The organism is Lignipirellula cremea, from assembly GCF_056501455.1.
This window is the reverse complement of the sequence record NZ_CM151415.1, coordinates 5,960,525-5,979,504: the sequence shown is the minus strand read 5'-3', so window position 1 is coordinate 5,979,504 and position 18,980 is coordinate 5,960,525. Positions and strand designations below refer to the sequence as shown.

13 protein-coding genes are annotated in these 18,980 nt (G+C 65.9%); 7 read left to right on the top strand and 6 right to left on the bottom strand.

From position 1 onward, the window contains the following. A complete protein-coding gene (locus SH602x_RS23510; RefSeq protein WP_479474587.1) occupies positions 1–1,500 on the bottom strand; it encodes an outer membrane protein assembly factor BamB family protein in 1,500 nt (499 codons plus the stop codon). A gap of 229 nt (positions 1,501–1,729) precedes the next feature. Here SH602x_RS23510 and SH602x_RS23505 point away from each other — a divergent pair, with 229 nt between their 5' ends. The 4 genes from SH602x_RS23505 (at position 1,730) to SH602x_RS23490 (ending at position 4,577) form a co-directional block, all read left to right on the top strand. Beyond that, positions 1,730–2,656 carry an alpha/beta hydrolase gene (locus SH602x_RS23505; protein ID WP_479474586.1) on the top strand — a complete coding sequence of 309 codons (927 nt, stop codon included), beginning with the start codon at positions 1,730–1,732 and terminating at the stop codon, positions 2,654–2,656. A gap of 418 nt (positions 2,657–3,074) precedes the next feature. Next, positions 3,075–3,707, top strand: coding sequence for a DUF6677 family protein (locus SH602x_RS23500; protein ID WP_479474585.1), 633 nt, complete (start codon positions 3,075–3,077; stop codon positions 3,705–3,707). Positions 3,708–3,756: 49 nt separating this feature from the next. Then, on the top strand, positions 3,757–3,933 hold the full coding sequence (locus SH602x_RS23495) for a hypothetical protein (protein WP_479470691.1): 177 nt from the start codon (positions 3,757–3,759) through the stop codon (positions 3,931–3,933). Positions 3,934–4,133: 200 nt separating this feature from the next. Then, on the top strand, positions 4,134–4,577 hold the full coding sequence (locus SH602x_RS23490; RefSeq protein WP_479474584.1) for a hypothetical protein: 444 nt from the start codon (positions 4,134–4,136) through the stop codon (positions 4,575–4,577). Positions 4,578–4,853: 276 nt separating this feature from the next. Here SH602x_RS23490 and secD read toward each other — a convergent pair whose 3' ends face one another. The 3 genes from secD to mtnA all read right to left on the bottom strand — a co-directional run bounded on the left by secD (position 4,854) and on the right by mtnA (position 11,141). Next, a complete protein-coding gene (secD, locus tag SH602x_RS23485; protein ID WP_479474583.1) occupies positions 4,854–8,624 on the bottom strand; it encodes a protein translocase subunit SecD in 3,771 nt (1,256 codons plus the stop codon). A gap of 91 nt (positions 8,625–8,715) precedes the next feature. Further along, positions 8,716–9,132: a preprotein translocase subunit YajC gene (yajC, locus tag SH602x_RS23480; protein WP_479470694.1), complete on the bottom strand. Its 417-nt coding sequence runs from the start codon at positions 9,130–9,132 to the stop codon at positions 8,716–8,718. 926 nt (positions 9,133–10,058) lie between these two features. Next, positions 10,059–11,141: an S-methyl-5-thioribose-1-phosphate isomerase gene (mtnA, locus tag SH602x_RS23475; RefSeq protein WP_479474582.1), complete on the bottom strand. Its 1,083-nt coding sequence runs from the start codon at positions 11,139–11,141 to the stop codon at positions 10,059–10,061. A 368-nt stretch (positions 11,142–11,509) separates the two neighbouring features. Here mtnA and SH602x_RS23470 point away from each other — a divergent pair, with 368 nt between their 5' ends. From SH602x_RS23470 to SH602x_RS23460, 3 genes are all read left to right on the top strand, one after another. Then, entirely contained in the window at positions 11,510–12,364 is an 855-nt protein-coding gene (locus SH602x_RS23470; RefSeq protein ID WP_479474581.1) for a DUF1206 domain-containing protein, read from the top strand. Between the two features lie 167 nt (positions 12,365–12,531). Further along, positions 12,532–13,605, top strand: coding sequence for an ABC transporter ATP-binding protein (locus SH602x_RS23465; RefSeq protein ID WP_479474580.1), 1,074 nt, complete (start codon positions 12,532–12,534; stop codon positions 13,603–13,605). 135 nt (positions 13,606–13,740) lie between these two features. Continuing rightward, positions 13,741–16,161: an ABC transporter permease subunit gene (locus SH602x_RS23460; RefSeq protein WP_479474579.1), complete on the top strand. Its 2,421-nt coding sequence runs from the start codon at positions 13,741–13,743 to the stop codon at positions 16,159–16,161. 101 nt (positions 16,162–16,262) lie between these two features. Here SH602x_RS23460 and tgt read toward each other — a convergent pair whose 3' ends face one another. Together tgt and SH602x_RS23450 are read right to left on the bottom strand one after the other, a co-directional pair. After that, positions 16,263–17,378 (bottom strand): tRNA guanosine(34) transglycosylase Tgt, encoded by a 1,116-nt coding sequence (tgt, locus tag SH602x_RS23455; protein ID WP_479477136.1) that lies wholly within the window; start codon positions 17,376–17,378, stop codon positions 16,263–16,265. A 35-nt stretch (positions 17,379–17,413) separates the two neighbouring features. Further along, positions 17,414–18,751, bottom strand: coding sequence for a tetratricopeptide repeat protein (locus SH602x_RS23450; protein ID WP_479470699.1), 1,338 nt, complete (start codon positions 18,749–18,751; stop codon positions 17,414–17,416). Between the last annotated feature and the right edge of the window lie 229 nt (positions 18,752–18,980).

Here is an 18,980-nt window from a genome sequence, read left to right as displayed (position 1 = left end):
CTACTTCGCCGCGATGTCGTAACACCGCAGCGTGTCCTGATCTCGCAGGTAAAGCTTCTTTCCGGCGATGACCGGCTGGGGCCAGGCCTGGTCGCGGACGGATTCGCGGAACGAGCCCTTGAGCTGATAGCCCTGAGGCGTCGCTGCGACGAGCGCCATGGTTCCGTCCTGGTAGCGGAAGTAGAGATGGCCGTCGGCGTAGGCGAGCGCCGCGGATTCTCTGCCGGCGCCCCGTTCGGGACCCCACAGGATGCGTCCGCTCAGCATGTCCAGGCACATCGGCAGGCCGTTGTTGTGGCCATGGCCCATGTAGATCTTGCCTTCGAGCAGGATCATGCCGCCGTGATGGTTCTGCACCTCGTTCGGTCGCTTGGTGTAGACGGGGCGAACGCCGCCGCGACCGATCTGCAGCAGGGCCGAGCCGCCGTCGTCGTAGCCGCTCGAACAGAAGACGTAGTCGCCGGAGACGATCGGCGTGGGGACGTTGGCCGTGCCGTTGGCGACGCCGTCGTAACCCCACAGCAGCTTGCCCGCGGCGGAGACGCCGATGACGCCGCGACCGACCAGTTGCACGTACTGCTTCACTCCGCCGGCGTTACTGATGACGATGGAGGAGTAGCCCGCGCCGTCCTTGCCTCGCGTTCCTCCCGGCGGCATGGGCGTCGCCCACAACGGAGCGCCGGTCGCCTGATCGAGGGCGACCATCATCGCCCGGTCGCCGCCCGGGGTGCAGATCAATCGGTCGCCGTCCGCCAGGGGCGATTCGCTATAGCCCCAGCCCGACATCATCCGTCCGCCGAAGTCGCGCGTGAAACTCTTCCGCCAGATCTCGTCGCCGGTCGAAGCGTCCGCCGCGACCAGATCGCCTTCGAACGACATCGCGAAGACCCGCCCGTCGTGGACGGTCGGCGTGGCGTTCGTCCCCTTCTCCCGCGAGCCGGGGCCGAGCCGCGTCGACCAGAGCAGATTGCCGTTCGCGACGTCGAGGGCGTGCAGCGATTCCTCGCCGTTCTCCCGACCGCCGACGTAGATCTTGCCGTTCGCGACCGCGACGCTGCCGTAACCCGTTCCGATGCCGGTCGCCGTCCAGAGCAGGGGAGGTCCCTCCGCCGGCCACTCGGACAGCAGGCCCGTCTCCGGGCTTAGCCCATCCCGATTCGGACCTCGCCAGGTCGGCCACTCGCCCGGCTTCGCCGCCGGAGCGGTCGCGTCCGAGGCAGGCATGTCGGACGGCGGATTCTTCGCTTCGTCGGCCTCTTTCTTCCAGCGGGCCACGATCCGGCGATCGGCGCTGCTGAGCTTGGCGAGCGGAACGTCGACCGTCGTTCCGTCCTCTTTCTGAAGCTTCGCGACGCCCTCCACGACGGCGATCAGCTTGGCGGTCACCTTGAACGTGCCGGTCGAATCGATCCAGGTGCGGGCCTCTTCCTGGGCGAAGGTCGATGCGGCAAGCGTCAGGAGAAAGAAGATCGAGGCGGCGACGAGCGATCGAGCGAACATAAGAGTCTCGTGAGAAAAGCGGCGATCGAATAGTCTTGCAGGGCAGGCGCCTCGCCTGCCATCGAAGCGGGTACACAGTTCCTGTCAGGCCAGGCGCCCTCGCTACGACAGGAGGAGAGTCGTCGATTCTAATCCAGAGCGACGTTCGTCCGCCTATTTGCGACCGCGCGCCCGCGAACGCACAATGGGCGAACCTCTTCGCGTTTCCCTCCCGCCGGAGTTTCTGGTCATGTCGCTCGGTTTCGTTTCGCGCTCGCTTCTTTTCTGCGGGCGTTCGCTCCTCGCGATCGTCCTGGCGACGACGCTCGTCTCGGGTTCCTTCGCTTCGGCTGCCGAACGGACGGTGCTTAAACTCTGGGAAGGCGATCCGCCGCACGAGACGGGCGAGTTCGGTCCCGAAGGGGATCAGCCCGAGCAACCGGGGCAGCGGCAGGTCCGTCGCATTCAGAACGTGACCGATCCGACGATCGAGGTCTTTCCTGCGCCTGCGGACAAGGCGAACGGCTCGGCGATCGTGATCTGCCCGGGCGGCGGCTACAACATCCTCGCCTGGGACCTGGAAGGAACCGAGGTCGCCGAACGGTTCAACGCCGAGGGGACGACCTGCGTCGTGCTGAAGTACCGCGTCCCGCGGCGCCCCGGACAGGAACCGCATCTGGCTCCGCTCGCCGACGCCCAGCGCGCGATCCGGCTGACGCGCCAGCATGCCGAGGAGTGGAAGATCGACCCGGCCCGCATCGGCGTGCTCGGTTTCTCCGCAGGCGGCAATCTGGCCATGTTCGCGACGACCAGCGGCGATTCCCCGGCCTACGAAGGGACCGACGAAGCGGACAAGCTCTCCTGCCGGCCTGACTTCGCCCTGTTGATCTATCCGGCCTATCTGACCGACGAGAAGGGCGAACTGCGGTCGGACGTCAAGATCGACGACAAGACGCCCCCCTGCTTCTTCGTCCATGCGATCGACGACGGCGTCACCGCCGACAGCAGCGTCCAGGCGTTTCGCGCCCTGAAGAAGGCCGGCGTCGGCGCCGAGCTGCACGTCTACTCTGCAGGCGGTCACGGATACGGCCTACGCGAGAGCGACGACCCGGTCCATGCCTGGCCCGCCGCCGCCGCCGCCTGGATGAAGCGCTCGGGGTATTTCGCAGGGAAGTGACCCAACCAGAGTTCCTGAGCGGGGGGTATGACCCCCCGAGTCCGACTTGGTTATCGCGCGAAGCCTCGGGGGAGTCACGCTGCCCGCTTAGAAAGCGGACCTCGGCCCACCTCCTCGATCGTAAAGGATCGGACTGAACCCGCTGATTCCTGTGTGCCACGGCTGGCTTGCCCAGCCGTGAATGCGGTCGGAACGTTCGGTCGATTCGCCCGATTCGAAGCGCTCCCCAAGATCGCCGGCGGAGCGAGGCGTTGACCGCCGCTTCCTAACGCACGGCTAGGCAAGCCAGCCATGGCACCCGGCTCGGGAGAGCCGTTCGGCGATCTACCGCCGCCCGCGGGCGCTGGGGTACAATCAGTCGCTTCGAGACGGTCTGTCCGTCGGGCGGATCGCAGGGGAAGCAGGCGCCGGGAAGGCCATGGGGACCATCGTCAAGATCGAAGACGGCGCCGAGACGATCGAGGTCGATCTGCGCAACCCCTGGCTCGCGGCGGCCCTTTCCTGGTTCATCCCCGGCGCAGGACAGCTCTACCAGCGACGCTTCGCCAAGGGGACGGTCTTTCTGGTGACCGTCCTCGGGACGTTCTTCTACGGGATGTACCTGTCGAACGGACGGGCGGTCTACGCCTCGTTTCGTTCCGAAGACGTCCGGCTCTGGTACGTCCCGCAGTTGCTCGCCGGCGGCGTGGCGCTGCCCGCGGCGGTGCAGTACTCGTTCGTCTCGAAGGGCCAGGCGCCGATCCTGGGCGGCTTTCAGGCGCCGCCCGACGGAGAGGTCCTGCTTGAATGGTCGAGCGAGGGTTACGACCTTCAGGGCGAACCCCTCTCTTCCCACGAATACAAGAAGCGTCTGGGCGAATGGATCGCCGACCCGAAAGGCGACTTCAACCTGGGAACGCTGTTCACGGTCATCGCCGGCCTGATCAACGTCTATGTGATCTACGACGCCTTCGCCGGTCCGCTGCCGGAGAAGCGCCGCGAGGAAGACGATCCGAAGCCCGACGAGTCCGGCGGAAGCGGGCCGGCGAGCGCCGGCTCCCCCGGTTCCTAGTTTCCGCTCAGCCCGCTCGTCCGGCTTCTCCCGCGTTCGCCGAATCGCGATGTATTACCTGCTCTATCTGATGCCGATGACCGCCGCGATCGCGGCGACGTACGCCTGTTCGCGGCACGAACGTTTTCGCCCGATGGCGTGGACGTTTCTCAACTGCCTGGCGACGCTGCTCGGCATCCTGTTCGGCGCGATTCTCTTCTTCTGGATCCTCGAATCGCGGCTGTAGAACTTGGTTAGTCGGAGTTCATCGAGCGATCGGCCGACGGCGAGCGGAGGGAGTCAGCCCTCCGTGTCCGGAACTGCGTTGCGAAATCGCGTCTCGCGAAACTGTCGCGGCCTGAGCGCCGATTCCGTAACGATTCAGATCGCCTCGGACGCACTATGCGAGTGCGACACGCACCAGGGCCGCGATTGAGCGGTAAGTCGATGACCTACCGATTCGAGTGTCCCCGCGGTCATCGCCTGGAGGCCGAAGAGGCGCAGGCGGGCAAGGCGTCGCGCTGTCCCGCGTGCGGCGAGGGACTGATCGTGCCGGGGCCGGACGGAGCTCTCGTTTCGGAAGAGCAGACTCTTGCGGAAGAAGCTGCCGAGGCAGCGGGCGAGACGGTCGAGACGCTGACCGTTCCCTGTCCCAAGGGGCACGCGCTGCATGCCCCGCGGTGGCAGCTCGACCGGGCGGTCGTCTGCCCCGTCTGCGAGACGCTGTTCGAGCTGCGGGAGAAGGACAGCCTGGAATCGCGACGCAGCGCCGCGATCGAGCGCGAAGAGCGCCAGAAGCGGATCGAGCGTCAGTGGCTGCAACTCGGCATCGCCGCCGCGCTGCTGCTCGGCGCCCTCGTCGGCGGGCTGATCATCTGGGCGAACGCGTAGGCAGAGCGTTTCGACGCGTATCCGGCGCTGCGCACTGAACTGGCTAGCGGGGGACGGCAGTCCCCCGAGTTCGTCGATCTAGCGAAGCGAAGATCGAGCAGGAGCCGTTGCGACAGCGCCGACGCCTGCGGCCTTCCAGCCGCTAGCCAGACTCGGGGGACTGCCGTCCCCCGCTAGCCGATGCGTTGCGTTGAGTGCGACCTCCGGTAACGAAAAGAGCGGAGGCGTCTGACGCCTCCGCTCTTTGCATTTCCTGACCGATCGGTCGTCAGCGACTTACGTCGTCTTCGGCACGGCCTTCTTCTTGCCGCCCGCGGGCGTCGCTTCGGTCCGCTGGCTCATCCAGTAGAGGATGGGCGACGCGACGAAGATCGAACTGTACGTTCCGACGATGATGCCGATGATCAGCGTGAACGAGAAGGCGTGGATTCCTTCGCCGCCCAGGTAGAACAGGATCACGATCGACAGGAACGTCGTCGCCGACGTGAGCAGCGTGCGGCTCAGCGTCGAATTGATGCTCAGGTTCAGCATCGAAGCGTTCAGGTGGGGCGACTTGCCGCGGACTTCGCGGATCCGGTCGAACACCACGATCGTATCGTTCAGCGAGTAGCCCATCAGCGTCAGGAAGGCCGCGACGACCGGCAGGCTGATCTTGAACTCCTCGATGCCGAGGTAGTTCATCCCCGGGACGTACCGGGCGAGCCAGTAGCTGACCGCCACGGCGCCGAGCGTGATCAGGACGTCGTGCACGAGCGCGACGACCGCCGCCAGGCCGTAGGCGACCTTGTGGAAGCGGAACCAGATGTAGAGCACGATGCCGATCAGGCTGAAGAGCATGGCGAAGGCCGCCATGGTCTTCGTCTTGCCGGCGACCTGGCTGCCGATCTCGCTGGACGAGGGGAACACGAAGTCGGACGCGAACGATCGTTCCGCGTTCTGCAGCGCGGCCAGAGCCTGGGCCGAGTCGCGTTCGATCGTCACCTGCCACTCGCTGAAGGGCAGGTCGCTTTCCTCGTTCCAGTCCGCGGCGCCTTCTCCGATCGGCACGAGGTCGATCTCGTTGGCGCTGAGCGGCGAACCCGTTTCCGCCGAGGCGGCGACGAGCCGGTCGGTCAAAGCGCCCGCGCTGATGCGGTTCGCGAGCGTCACCGTGGAGGTCGAAACGGTCACTTCCCGCGTCGCAGGCGCGGCCGGCGTCTCTGCCGCAACGTCGGCGGCGGGAGCGTCAGCCGTCTCCGTCGCGGCGGCGGCAGGTTCTTCGCCAGCCGGAGTCGTCGGCGGAGCGGGCTCCGCGGCAGGCAGTTCGGCAGGAGCTTCCTCGACCGGAGCGTCCGCGGCGGGCGTGTCGGTCGCCGGAGCTTCGGCTGCGGGAGCGTCGGCGGGCGGCTGCTCTTCCTGAAGCAGCGTCGACACGAAGTACGAAGCCTTCGCGTCACGTCGAACGGACGAGCCGGGCTCCGGCGTCTCCGCAGGCGGCGTCGTTTCCTCGACCGATTCCGGCTCGGTTCCTTCAGAAGGAGCCGGTTCGCTCGGCGCGGGATCGGCCGGCTCGCTCGGCGCAGGCTCGGTCGCCGCGGGTGCGTCGCCTGCCGGGGGCGCAGGAACCGCGTCCTCGTCGCCGGAGGGAGGAACCGCCGGGGTCTCGTTCGCGGGAGTCGCCGGGGGCGAGAAGTCGAGGGTTGCGGCGTCTTCCGTCGCGTCGACTTCGATGCTCGCTCCCTGGCCGGGGGCCGAGAGAACCGGAACGCGACGGGTCGACTGTTCCGGCGGCGTGAACGCCATCGAATAGGACGCGAGCAGCGGCTGGCCGTTTTCGTCGACCATCGCTTCGCCCAGCGCCTGCTGGAACTCTTCCACGCTCGGGTAGGACGAGTCGACCTTGTAGAGCCGATTGTTCACGTCGCCCCGTTCGCCGGCGTCGCCGGTCGCGACGCCGATTTTCACGACGCTCCAGGCGAGCTGCGAACCGTCGACGCTGACCTTGTCGAAGCGTTCGGCCAGCTTCTCGGTCACTTCGGCCTGCGTCATCGCGTTGCCCTCGTCGAGGAGCATCACGACGCTCGTGCCGCCGTTGAAGTCGATGTCGAAGATGCCCGACCCGCGAGCGATCGCGGCGCCGATGCCGGCCACGCACAGGACGACCGAGACGATCGCGCAGACGACCTGCAGGCGGACGAAGTCGAAGTTCCGTTCGACGAGGTACTTCTGAATTCCGCCGAACGAGTAGATGTCCTTCAGCCAGCCGCGGCGCTCGCTGATCTCGAAGATCAGCCGGGCGACGAAGATCGCGGTGAACATACCGGTGACGATGCCGAGGATCAGGGTGATCGCGAAACCCTTAATCTGGTCGGTGCCGATGAAGTAGAGCACGAACGCCGTAATGAGCGTCGTGAGGTTCGAGTCGATGATCGTCGTGGTCGCGCGGCTGAACCCGTTGCGGATCGCCAGGCGGAAGCTCGACCCCTTCAGGCGCTCTTCCCGCATGCGTTCGAAGATCAGCACGTTGGCGTCGACCGACATGCCGACCGACAGCACCAGACCGGCGACGCCCGGCAGGGACAGCGCGACCGACAGCAGGATCAGCAGACCCATCGTCAGCGCCAGGTTCATCAGCAGCGCGAACCCTGCGATGAGACCCGCAGCGCGGTACCAGAACAGAATGAACAGCAGCGTCACCAGCAGCGCGAGCGCCATGGAGATCATGCTGCGGTTGATCGTGTCCTGACCCAGCAGCGGATCGATGCGGTTCTCGCTGATCGGCGACTTGTTCAGCGACGCGGGGAGGCGCCCGCCTTGCAGGATGCGGACCAGGAACGACACCTCTTCGTCGGTGAACGATCCGCTGATCATGCCCCGGTCGGAGATCGTGTCGTTGATCGTCGGAGCGCTGAGCACTTCCTCGTCGAGGATGATCGCCATCTGGAACTTGTCGCGATCGCTGATCGGCAGATGCGTGCTCGTCAGGGCGGCCATCTTCCGGGCGCCCTTCGTCGTCATGTTGAAGTGAACGGCGTTGCCCCCCCGGTCGTCGAAGCCGACGGTCGCGTATTCCAGGTCGCCGCCTTCCACGTTCAGGCGGTCGTCCATCCGGACCAGCACTTCCAGTTCGCGAACGCCCCGCTGCGCCAGTTCGCGTTCGAACTGATGGGTGTTCTTATTCTCGTCCCAGTCGACCGAGGGGAGGTCGTTAAGGATCTCGAACGTCTCCGCGTCGCGAACGATGTTGCCGCCGCTGGGGTAGAACTTCAGCGGGCGAAGTTCGGAGATCCGGATCGTCTTCGTCGGGTCCTTGGGATCGGGAACTTCGATCTCGCGAATGCGAACGGGCCGGTCGTCCCGGGCGATGCGCATCCACTGGGCCAGCGGTTCTTCCGCGTCGCCGGCGCTGACGGTGATCAGATCCCGCTTGCGGTTCGATTCCTCGACCGCGGCGCTGACGTGCCGTTCGTCCTGCGCGTGCATCGCGTCGACGACGATGCGGAATTGCAGATGGCCGGCGGTCGAGATGGTGCGTTTGACCTGCTCGACTTCGGCTTCGGCGACTTCGGGGATGATGATTTCGATCTGCCGCTGGCCGTAGGGCCGCACGACGATCTCCTTCACGCCGCCCGGGTCGAGTCGCCGGCGAAGCGGTTCGACGAGGTCCTCGACCGTGACGCGGGCCGCGGCGTCGGCGTCGGGTCCCGTTCCATCCGCCTCGACCATCTCGTAGACGAGGATCACGCCGCCCTGGAGGTCGATGCCGAGCTTCGGCGGCCAGCCGCGCCAGTTCTCCGATTTGGGAATCAGGCCGGTGGGCCAGATGACGGCGATGGCGCAGACCAGCGTCGACAGGACCAGCGCGACGCGCCAGGTGTAGTCGTCGCCCATGCGGAAGACCTTCCGCGTCAGGATCCGGGCGGCGAAAATCGGCAGGCCGAACAGGACCAGCGCCACGAGCGCGATCGTCGCGAATCCGCGAAGCGAGTCGAGCGCCGCGCCCCAGGCGGAGACGCCCGGCTCGGTCGTCTGGGCCAGCAGCAGCCAATCAACGGAAAACGTTTCCATCTCTCATTCGTCCTGAGGCGAAATCCGGCGACCGATCGTCGCCTGAGCGATCCTGCATCCGAGCGGGAGGCCAAGAGCGGCCCCGCCTCGCTCAGCCGGCGCTCTCCTCCTTCAGATCGTCGGCCGACAACACTCGGCTGATCGACGATCGAAGCACTCGTATCTTGGCGTTCGACTTTTCGTCGATCCGCAGCGTCACGTACTTCTCCGTCATGTTCGACACGACGCCGAGGATGCCGCCGACGGTGACGACCTGGTCGTTGGTCTTCATCTCGGAGAGCATCTTCTTCTGCTCGGCCTGCTTCTTGCGTTCAGGCTGCAGCATCAGAAAGTAGAACAGCACGCCGATCAGCAGGATCGGAACGAAGGGCCCGATGGCGCCCAGCGAAGTCGCCCAGCCTTCCGGAGCGGCCTCGGCGGGGGCCGCCGCGACATCGCCCTGCGCGAGCAGAGCGGAGTCCGTCGCGGCGCCGAGAGCGAAGTCGAAGAAGGACGTCAGGGAGGGCATCGGAATACCTTGCGCGGCCGGTCGGAAAGGAGGCTCCAGCTTTCGGCTCCGCACGCGCTTCGTCGAACCGAAACGCCGTCATAGCCAGCAGTTTCGTCGGCGACTCTCGTTCCGGGAGCAGGGAGCTCCGGCAGAACGCGACCAGGACGAAACGAGACTTGCAAAGCCGATGCCTGGCGACGCCGCCCAGGCCGATCATCGCCCAGGCCGTTCGTCGCCCCCGTCCTTTTGGCGTAACTAGCGAATAGGCCGCTGCTTCGCGAAAAAACGAGCCTGTTATGATAAGACTCGCCTGAAGTGGTCGCAAGCCCGATAGATTTGGCGCAAGCGCGGGGAGTGAACCGTGCGGTTTGCGATCTGCATCGGCGTTCGCGTGCCGTACGCCGTCATTTCACGGCGCGTCGTCAGTTTCGGCGAACTGCATCGTCAAGGTGGCCCGGATTGCTCGTCAATCCGGGCGGGCGCAGCCCGCAAGAGGCCGTCAGCGGCGGTCGGCATCAAGCTCCGCGGCCTGCCTTGGATCCTCTTGTCGAACTTCGTTCGACCCGGATTGCAAGCAATCCGGGCCACCCAGCCTCATGCGTGCAGACCGCGAGGGTGCGCTCAAGCGCGGGCTCCCTCCGCTCGCCCCGGACTTCTGAAGTCAGTCGCCATGCGGGGCGAAAGAAAAGTGTCGCTTTCTGAGCCGGACAGCGCGTATCGTTCAGTTGGCGGGGATAAGCGCCGGCCCAGGTGTCGCGGTCGAAATTCTAGATACTCGACCCTCGACTTGCCCATGACGACCGTTATCCCTATCGCGCCCCCCGCCAGCCGACGTCGGCCTTTTTCGTACACATGAGGAAGAGAGACCTGAAACTGAACGGCGAGCGGAGGGCGTCAGGCCTCCGTGTCCCGATCGAAGACGTTCCGTGTTCGAACCGTGACGCTTACGCTCCCAGCATGGCCCTGATGTTCGCCTCGTTGACGGGGCGGATGACGCCCTTCTCGGTAATCAGGGCGTCGATCAGTGCGGCGGGCGTCACGTCGAAGGCCGGGTTGTAGACGTTCACCCCTTCGGGCGCCGTGCGGCGTCCGAAGCCTTCGGTAATTTCGTCGGAGTTGCGTTCTTCGATCGGAATGCCCGACCCGTCGGGCAGCGACAGGTCGAACGTGCTCGACGGAGCGGCGATGTAGAACGGGATACCGTGCTGGCGGGCGAGCACGGCCAGTCCGTACGTGCCGATTTTGTTCGCCGAGTCGCCGTTGGCCGCGATGCGGTCGGCGCCGGTGATCACCGCTTGGACGCGACCCTCCTTCATCACCTGCGCCGCCATGCTGTCGCAGATGAGCGTCGCCGGAATCTGCCGCTGCACCAGTTCCCAGGCCGTCAGCCGGGCGCCTTGCAGCAGGGGCCGCGTCTCGTCGACGAAGACGTGGATCTTTTTCCCCTGATCCTGACAGGTGAAAAAGACCGACAGCGCCGTGCCGTACTCCGCGGTGGCCAGTCCGCCCGCGTTGCAGTGCGTCAGCGTACCGGCGCCGTCAGGGATCAGTTCCGCTCCGAAGCGGCCGATCGCCCGGCACATGGCCCGGTCTTCCTCGTGAATCTCCCGGGCCTCGTCCAGCATTTTCGCGAGAAGCGTCGCCGGCGGCGCTCCGGACATGGCGAACGTCTGCGTCCGCACGACCATCCGGTCGAGCGCCCAGAACAGATTCACCGCCGTCGGACGACTACTGGCGAGATAATCCCGCAGAGACTGCAGACGCTCCGCGAAATCTCTTTTCGACAGGCCCTCCAGGGCTCCATGCTGCCGCATGCCGACGACCAGGCCGTACGCAGCGGCGATTCCGATCGCCGGCGCCCCGCGGACGCGAAGTTGTTTGATCGCTTCCCAGACCGATTCGACGTCGTCGCAGACGATCCGCACCAGTTCGCCCGGCAGCTTCGTCTGATCGATCAGGGAGAGCGTCCCCCGGACATCCCCTTCCCAAGAGATCGTGGCGGCGGCAGGAGCGGCGGAAGTCGACATGGCGGGAACGGTCTCAGAATCAGGGGTTCAGTCGAATCGCTGATTTTACCGGCCATCCGTAGGTCAGGCACCGCCTGACGGCTACTTCAGAGATGACTTGCTGGTCCGACCGAAGTGAAACCGGCCTGTGTGCCATGCCCACATCTCCGTAGGAAGGGTGGGCATGCTTCAGGGCTGGCCGAACCTTACATGCCCACCCTGCTGGCGCGATGTGGGCATGGCACACAGGCGGACGGCGCCATCGAGCCTGACGAAGGAGGCCCGGTCGACCGCAACGAAATCGCGAATGCCTCGGGGGCGCCTGATTCAGGAGAAGCGCCTAAAGTGCCGCCGGAAGAATGTCTCATCGGAAACAGAAAGCGCTCGCCATGTCCTCCGCTACGTCCGGGGATCTCCCCCTCACTCGCGAAGGTCACGGATGGTTGAAGCTCGTCGCCCGCCTGGGCTATGCCGCCCGCGGCGCGGTGTACGTGATCATCGGAGTCCTGGCGCTTCTGGCGGCCCTGGGCATGGGGGGAGGCACGACCGGACCGGAAGGTGCGCTGTCGACCCTGCGCGGGCAGCCCTTCGGACTCTTCCTGCTCGGCGCCTTGGCGCTGGGCCTGTTCGGTCATGCCATGTGGCGCTTCCTGCAATCGGTCATGGATACCGACGGACACGGGCATGACGCCAAGGGACTCGTCGTCCGGGCGGGTCAGTTCGCCAGTTGCCTCGCCCACATTTCGCTGGCCCTTTACGCGGCGAGCCTGATCCGCGGCGCGGGTCAGGGAGGCGGCGAGGGCGACTTCACCCGCTGGCTGATGAGTCAGCCGGGCGGTCAGATCGCCGTCATCCTCGTCGGCGTCGTGACGGTGATCGTCGGCGTCGTCCAGATCTGGCGCGGCATCGCCCGCAAGTTCGAAAAGCATCTCGTGATCGACGAGAGCAAACGGAAGGTTCTCAGTCCGCTCTGCGCGTTCGGACTCGTCGCCCGGGGCGTCGCCTTCGGCATCATCGGGATCCTCGCGATCTACGCCGGCGTGAAACTGGACCCCGAGGAAGCGAAGGGAATCGACGGCGCGCTCGAGACGCTGCAAGGGGGGGCGTTCGGGCGGATCCTGCTCGGGGCCATGGCGCTCGGCCTGATCGCCTTCGCGGGATACTGCTTCGTCCTGGCCCTCTATCGCCGGATCGCAACGGAGAACGCCGAGATCCCCGGCCTGGATCTCAGCGGCAAAAGCTGAGCCGTCGTCCGGCACGGCCTGGTCTACGGGAGCGAATTTGCGCTTTCTCCGAAAGAACGGGGACGCTGCGGCGAATTGACGGCAGCTATCATGGCTCCTAGAACCTACGTCAGGTTCCCTTTCGACCGCCGGCGCCGTCGCGCCGTGTCAGCCTTCGCGGAAGACTCATGTCCGCTGTCGCGATGCCTTCCACTCCGCCTGCCGGGGATCCCGCCGACGCAGGTTACGCCGTCGCCGTTCGCGACCTCCGCAAAACCTATCGCGACGGCGTCTTCTCGCGAAAATCGTTCACCGCGTTGAAGGGGATCTCCTTCTCGGTCATGCCGGGCGAGATCTTCGGCCTGCTCGGTCCCAACGGCGCGGGCAAGACGACCTGCGTGAAGGTCCTGCTGGGCATCGTGCGGAAGTCGGGGGGCGACGCGACCGTCTTCGGCGCTCCTGCCGGCAGTCGACAGGCTCGCATGCGGATCGGCTACCTGCCCGAAGCCCTCCGCATTCGCAAATATCACGACGCCTGGACCGCTCTCGAGTATTACGGCCAGCTCAGCGGCCTGTCGCTGCGTACGATCCGCGAGCGGCGGGAGGGTCTGCTCGCGTCGGTCGGACTGCTCGAACGGGCGAGCGATCCGGCCTCGAAGTATTCCAAGGGCATGCTGCAGCGGCTCGGCCTGGCTCAAGCCCTGCTGCACGATCCCGATCTGCTCGTGCTCGACGAACCGACCGACGGCCTCGACCCGGTCGTTCGCAACCAGATTCGCGTGCTGCTGGAAGACCTGAGCAAGCGCGGCAAGACGATCTTCCTGAACAGTCACATCCTGCAGGAAGTGGAGCTGATCTGCGACCGGGTCGCGATTCTCGACCGGGGCGAAGTGAAGTTCGTCGGGCCCGTGAAGGAACTGACCCGTCAGCGCGAGTCGTCTTCCCAGGCTGGCGGGCCGCTGGCGGGACTTGCCGCGGGCGAGTCTTCCGTTTCGCCGCGGGCCGAACTGGAAGTGACGCTCGAACTGGAAGGCGGGCCGGACGCGATCCTGGCCGCGCTGCCGCGGGAGCAGGTCGTTCGGTCGGACGCGCTGCCGGGCGGGATCGTCTCGGTCGTGGCTCGCTTCGCCGACCAGGCCGACCTGAACCGGACTCTCTCCGCGCTGATCGGTTCGGGCGTCGTGATCCACGGCTTCCAGCGGAAGCGGGCCTCGCTGGAAGAAGCCTTCCTGCGACTCGTCGGTCCGTCGTCGAACGAGTGACGGCTCTCCCGTAGGGTGGGCCTCGGCCCACCTGTTCCGAACGACAAGTTGGGGTCCGCGTTGTCAGCCGATCGCTGACGGCCGCATCCGGTGGGCCAAGGCCCACCCTACGAAACTGCCTACCAATCGGATCGTATGCGACCATATCTCGCCATTATCAAAGACTCGTTTCGCGAAGCGTGGCGGTCGTGGGCGCTGTGGGTCGTGCTGGTCCTGATCACGCTCTTCCTGATCGCGCTCGCGCCGGTCGGCGCCTCGCGGGAAGCGGTCGTCGGCGTCGGCCCGATCGAACTCTTCGAGCGGGACGGCCTGCGGTTCGTGCTGGAACTCGGCCTCGCGGGAGAAAGCGACGAAGCGTCGCCGGCGAAGGCGATCTTCGATCGTCTCGACGAGAAGACGCAGAAGAAGGTTCTCGAGGTCGTCAAGAAGATCTCCGGAACGGCTGACGAAGAGGAATCCGATCGCGGACCGGTCGATCAGAGCGACGGACGCGTCGTCGGTCAGGTGCGAGAAGAACTCGACGCCATGCTCCGCGAGCCTGGCTTCTACGAGCAGGAGTCCTGGCGGCGGGTGAACCTCCGGTCCGAAGCGTTCGAACTGAAGGGGCAGGGGCTCGAGAACCTCGACGAGGCCCGCATTTCGCGGTTCAACCGCGTCGCGCTGGAGTCCGCGTTCCCGGACCTCTTCTTCCGGACGCCGCCCCGGGGGTACGTCTTCTCGTATCTGGTCTGGGATCTCAATCCCGACAATGCGCTTCCGCTTACGGAGGAAGACTTCGCGAGCACCGTCGCCTTCTGGCTGCGCGGGAGCATGAACTGGATCTTCGGCAGCCTCGGCATCCTGATCGCGCTGATCGTCACGGCTCCGATGGTGCCGCAGACGTTCGATCCGGGCGCGCTCAATCTGCTGCTCTCCAAGCCGATCAGTCGCTTCGGAACGCTCGTGGCGAAGTATCTGGGGGGTTGCGCGTTCGTGACGATCTGCGTCGCCTACCTGATGCTCGGGATGACTCTGCTGCTGGGGCTCAGGCTCGGGATATGGGACTGGACCTATCTCTATTACATCCCGATCTTCGTCTTCGTCTTCGCGATCTATCACTCGGTGTCGGTCACTGCCGGCGTGATCTTTCGCAGCACGATCGTGTCGATCTGCCTGGTCTTCCTGTTCTGGACCACCTGCTTCGCGCTCGGCTGGGCCAAGTCCTGGGTCTTCGATCCGTTCTTCGTGGTGCCCGTTTCGGCCAGCGAACTGATCCGGTCGGGCGAAGAGACCTTCGCCGTCACGCGAACGGGCGCCGTCTATCGCCGGAGCGATGCGACCGACGAGTGGGAACGGATCTTCATCTCGACCGAAGATCCGAGCTTCGCGCCCATCAACTGGCGAGTCGGTCCGACGCACGATCCGTCGCGGGACGCCCTGTTCGGACAGCGCGGTTTCGGCTTTCAGGTCGACCAGATGCTGTCGTACACGACGCGTGCGGACGCCTGGCGTCGAAAGACCGGTCCCAACATCGGCCTCGCCGCGCAGGCGCTGATCTACCGCCCCGAGATCGAAGTCGGCGAAGGAGACGCCGCGAAGACCGTCCCCGGCGCCATGCTGTTCGTCACCGCGGACGGTCCGGCGGAACTGCGGGAAGATCCGCTCGTCGAAAAAGAGGCTTCGGCGCTGTCGTTCTTTTCGCGATTCGCCGGCGGCAGCGTCTTCGATCTGCAGATCGAGAAACCGCTGGAACTGGAACTGCCGATCTCGATCGCGCTGCACGAGGCTTCCGGCGATCTGGCGATCTACTCGCACGGCGAGCTGCTATGGCTCTCGCTGCAGTCGGACGGCAAGTACGAGATGACGCTCCGCGAGCCTCTGAAGGAACTGAAAGAGGACGAAGAGGACCGCGTTTCGTTCGACGTCGGCGGGCCCCGCGATGCGCCGCTCGTCGCGATCGCGCGGGAGGACGGATCGATCACGCCGATCCGCGTCACGCGGGGCGACGGCGAGAGCGGCGACGGGGCGAAGGTCGAAGCCTTGCCCGCGTTCACTCCCGAAGCCGACAGCCTGCCGCGCTCCGTGCGGGTTCGTCCTGACGGTTCGCAGATCGCGATCCTGTTTCACGTCGGGACGCTGTGGGTGCGCGACGTCGAGTCGGACGAACTGACCAAGCCCTGGATCGCGGGGCAGGGCAACCTGACCGCGGTCGCCTGGTTCGGCGACGAAGACCTGGCCGTCGCGGACAACCGCACCGGCGCTCGCGTGCTCGATGCCGACGGCTACTCGGTTCGGGAGCGGATCGACATGCCGACGAATTTCTGGATTTCGATTTACCGCTGGGGCGTGCTGCCGGCCTATACGATTCTGCCCAAGCCAGGCGAGATCGATCAGACGATGTACTGGCTGCAAACGGGCGACGAGACCGAGCCCGCGAACCTGATCGCCCAGATCAGCCCCTCGCTCGACACGCCTCGTACGAAGCTCAACCCCTTCGCGCCGCTCTGGACGGGGCTCCTCTTCATCGGGGTGACGCTCGCCTTCGGCGGCTGGTACTTCAGCCGGCAGGAGTATTGAGCGAGCGACGGAAATACTCATCGACTCTGAGCGGGGGACGAAAGTCCCCCGAGTTCGAACCGTAAGAGCGCCGGGCGCCTCAGGGGACTTTCGTCCCCCGCTCAGGTGGCGGCTCGCCAGCCCGCGTACTTCGCTTCGCGAAACTCCGCGAACGCATCCGCGAGGATCGCTTCGCGGCACTCGGCGACCAGCCGCTGGTAGTACGTCAGGTTGTGGATCGAGAGCAGGATCGGGCCCAGCATCTCGTCCGCCTGGAACAGATGCCGCAGGTAGCCCCGGCTGTGACCGCAGGCGGGGCAGGGGCATCCGGCTTCGAGCGGACGCGGGTCGCGGGCATGCTTCGCGTTTCTTAAGCGGACCGTGCCCGCGTCGGTGAAGGCGAGGGCGTTTCGGCCGTTCCGGGTCGGCATGACGCAGTCGAACATATCGACGCCGCGACCGATCGCTTCGACCAGGTCTTCGGGTCGCCCCACGCCCATCAGGTACCGCGGCTTCTCCGCCGGCAGGTGGGGAGCGGTCGCTTCGATGGCGGCGTACATCTCGGGCGGCGGTTCGCCGACCGAGAGTCCGCCGATGGCGTAGCCGGGGAAGTCGAGCGCCGACAGCTCGCGAGCGCACGAAGCGCGCAGCCCCGGGTCGAGGCCTCCCTGCACGATCGCGAAGACCGACTGATCCGCACGCTTCGCACAGTCGCGGCAGCGGGCCGCCCAGCGGATAGAACGATCGCATGCGTCGCGGATCGCCGCTTCGCTGCTGGGGAGCTTCACGACGTGGTCGAGAACCATCGCGACGTCGCTTCCGAGCGCTTCCTGGATCTCGATCGAACGCTCCGGCGACAGGTCGATCATGCGACCGTCGATGTGCGACTTGAAGCGGACGTTCTGCTCGTTGACCGCGGAGATATCCGCCAGCGAGAAGACCTGGAAGCCGCCGCTGTCGGTCAGGATCGGACCGGACCAGCCGGAGAAGGCGTGCAGTCCGCCCAGTTCGCGGACGATCTCTTCGCCCGGTCGCAGGCTCAGGTGGTACGTGTTCCCCAGGATCATCCGCGCGCCGGTCGCGCGCAGCGGATCGATGGCGACCCCCTTCACGGTTCCCTGGGTGCCGACCGGCATGAAGCAGGGGGTCGGCACGTCGCCGCGGGCGAAGCTCAGTACGCCCGCGCGGGGAGACGTCGCCGGGTCGTCGCCGGCGACGTGCTGAAGCGCGAACCGCAGCGGCGGCTCGTTGTTCGCGGGCTCGTGCTTCGTCGTCACTCGCCGCGGAGCTTGAGGCCCATGTCGCCGAGCTTCTGACGAACCTCGTTGAGGCTCGTGACGCCGAAGTTCTTGCATTCCAGCAGGTCGTCCGCCGACTTGCGGAGGAGCTCGCCCATCGTGTTCAGGCCCAGGCGGACCATGCACTTCCGGGCGCGAACCGAGAGCGACAGCTCCGAGATCGGACGATCCATGATCGCCTGCTCGTCGGGCGAGACCGTGCCGAAGTCGACCGGCGCTTCCGAAGGGGGCTTCTCGTGGACGAACTGGCCGACCTTGAGGTTGCGGCTCTCCATCATCTGGCGGATCTCGATAAGCGAGGTCTCGCCGAAGTTCTTGCTCCCCATCAGTTCCTGCTCGGAGACCTTGGTCAGGTCGCCGAGGGTCCGGATGCCCATTTTCTGCAGGCAGTTCCGCGAGCGAACGGAGAGTTCGAAGTCCGTGACGGGGACGTTGAGCACCTGCGAGAGCTTGTCGCGGCGCTTCGCGGCTTCCTCGTCGTAGTGCATGTCCGCGGCGGCCAGCACGTCCTTCATGTAGAGCTGGGCCCGCGGGTCGTGCTGCACGTCGAGGATCCGCTTGTAGCAGACCTTCGCCTTTTCGTACTGCTCGCGGTCTTCGTACAGGATGCCGAGGTTCAGCAGCACGCCGACATGCGTCGGGAAGCGCTTGGCCGCCTTCTCGTACAGTTCGAGCGCCGTCTCGTCGTTGCCGCGACGTTCGTTCTCGAGCGCCAGGCCGAACAGGGCGCCGACATGCGTCGGATCGTTCTGCACCGCGCGTTCGAACAGGGCGACGACCTCGCCCGGATTGCCGCCGATCGAGGAGATCGTGGCGCCGCGCTGGTAGAGGTACTCCGCCGTCGATTCGATCGGGCCGTGCATCTCGTCGAGCAGTCGCAGCGACGTGGCGTGATCGCCCTGCACGCGATAGGTCTCCGCGACGGCCAGCCGCGAGAGGTTCGCGTCGTAACCCGCTTTCTGGGCCGATTCGAACGACAGCCGGGCGTTGTCGTGCTCGCCGACGGAGAACTGCGCGCGACCGAGATAGTAATACGCCAGAGCGCCGCGGTCGGCGTCCTGCAGCGCGTCGATGGCGTTGATGTAGTTGCTCTTGCCGCCGAGCAGGAAGTAGCCGACGCCCAGGCGGACCTTCTCCGCGGGCGTATGCTCGCCCCGGTCGGCCAGTTCCTTGACCGCGTCGCGCAGCTGCGAAAACTTCTGGCCTTCCTGGCTGATCGCCTGCTGAATCTTGGCGATCTCCGTCGGACCGAACGAGCCGGTCGCCAGGATAACTTCCTTCAGGTCGAAATCTTCGTCGACTTGCGTGCTCATGCGACCTTTGGGCTCTGTCGGAGCCGATCGGATCACCGCGTACGAAGGCGGGACGATCGGATGCGAGGGATCTTGGCCGAACCTTGCAGATTTCTCGCGCAGGGATTCGCGACGCAGGAAGTTCGGCGAAAGCCCGTAAATTTACCGCTTCCGGCACGAAAAAGATAGCCGCTCGCGACCCTCCCGGTCGGGAGACTGTCCGACCGCGGGATTCCCGGGGAGTTCGTCC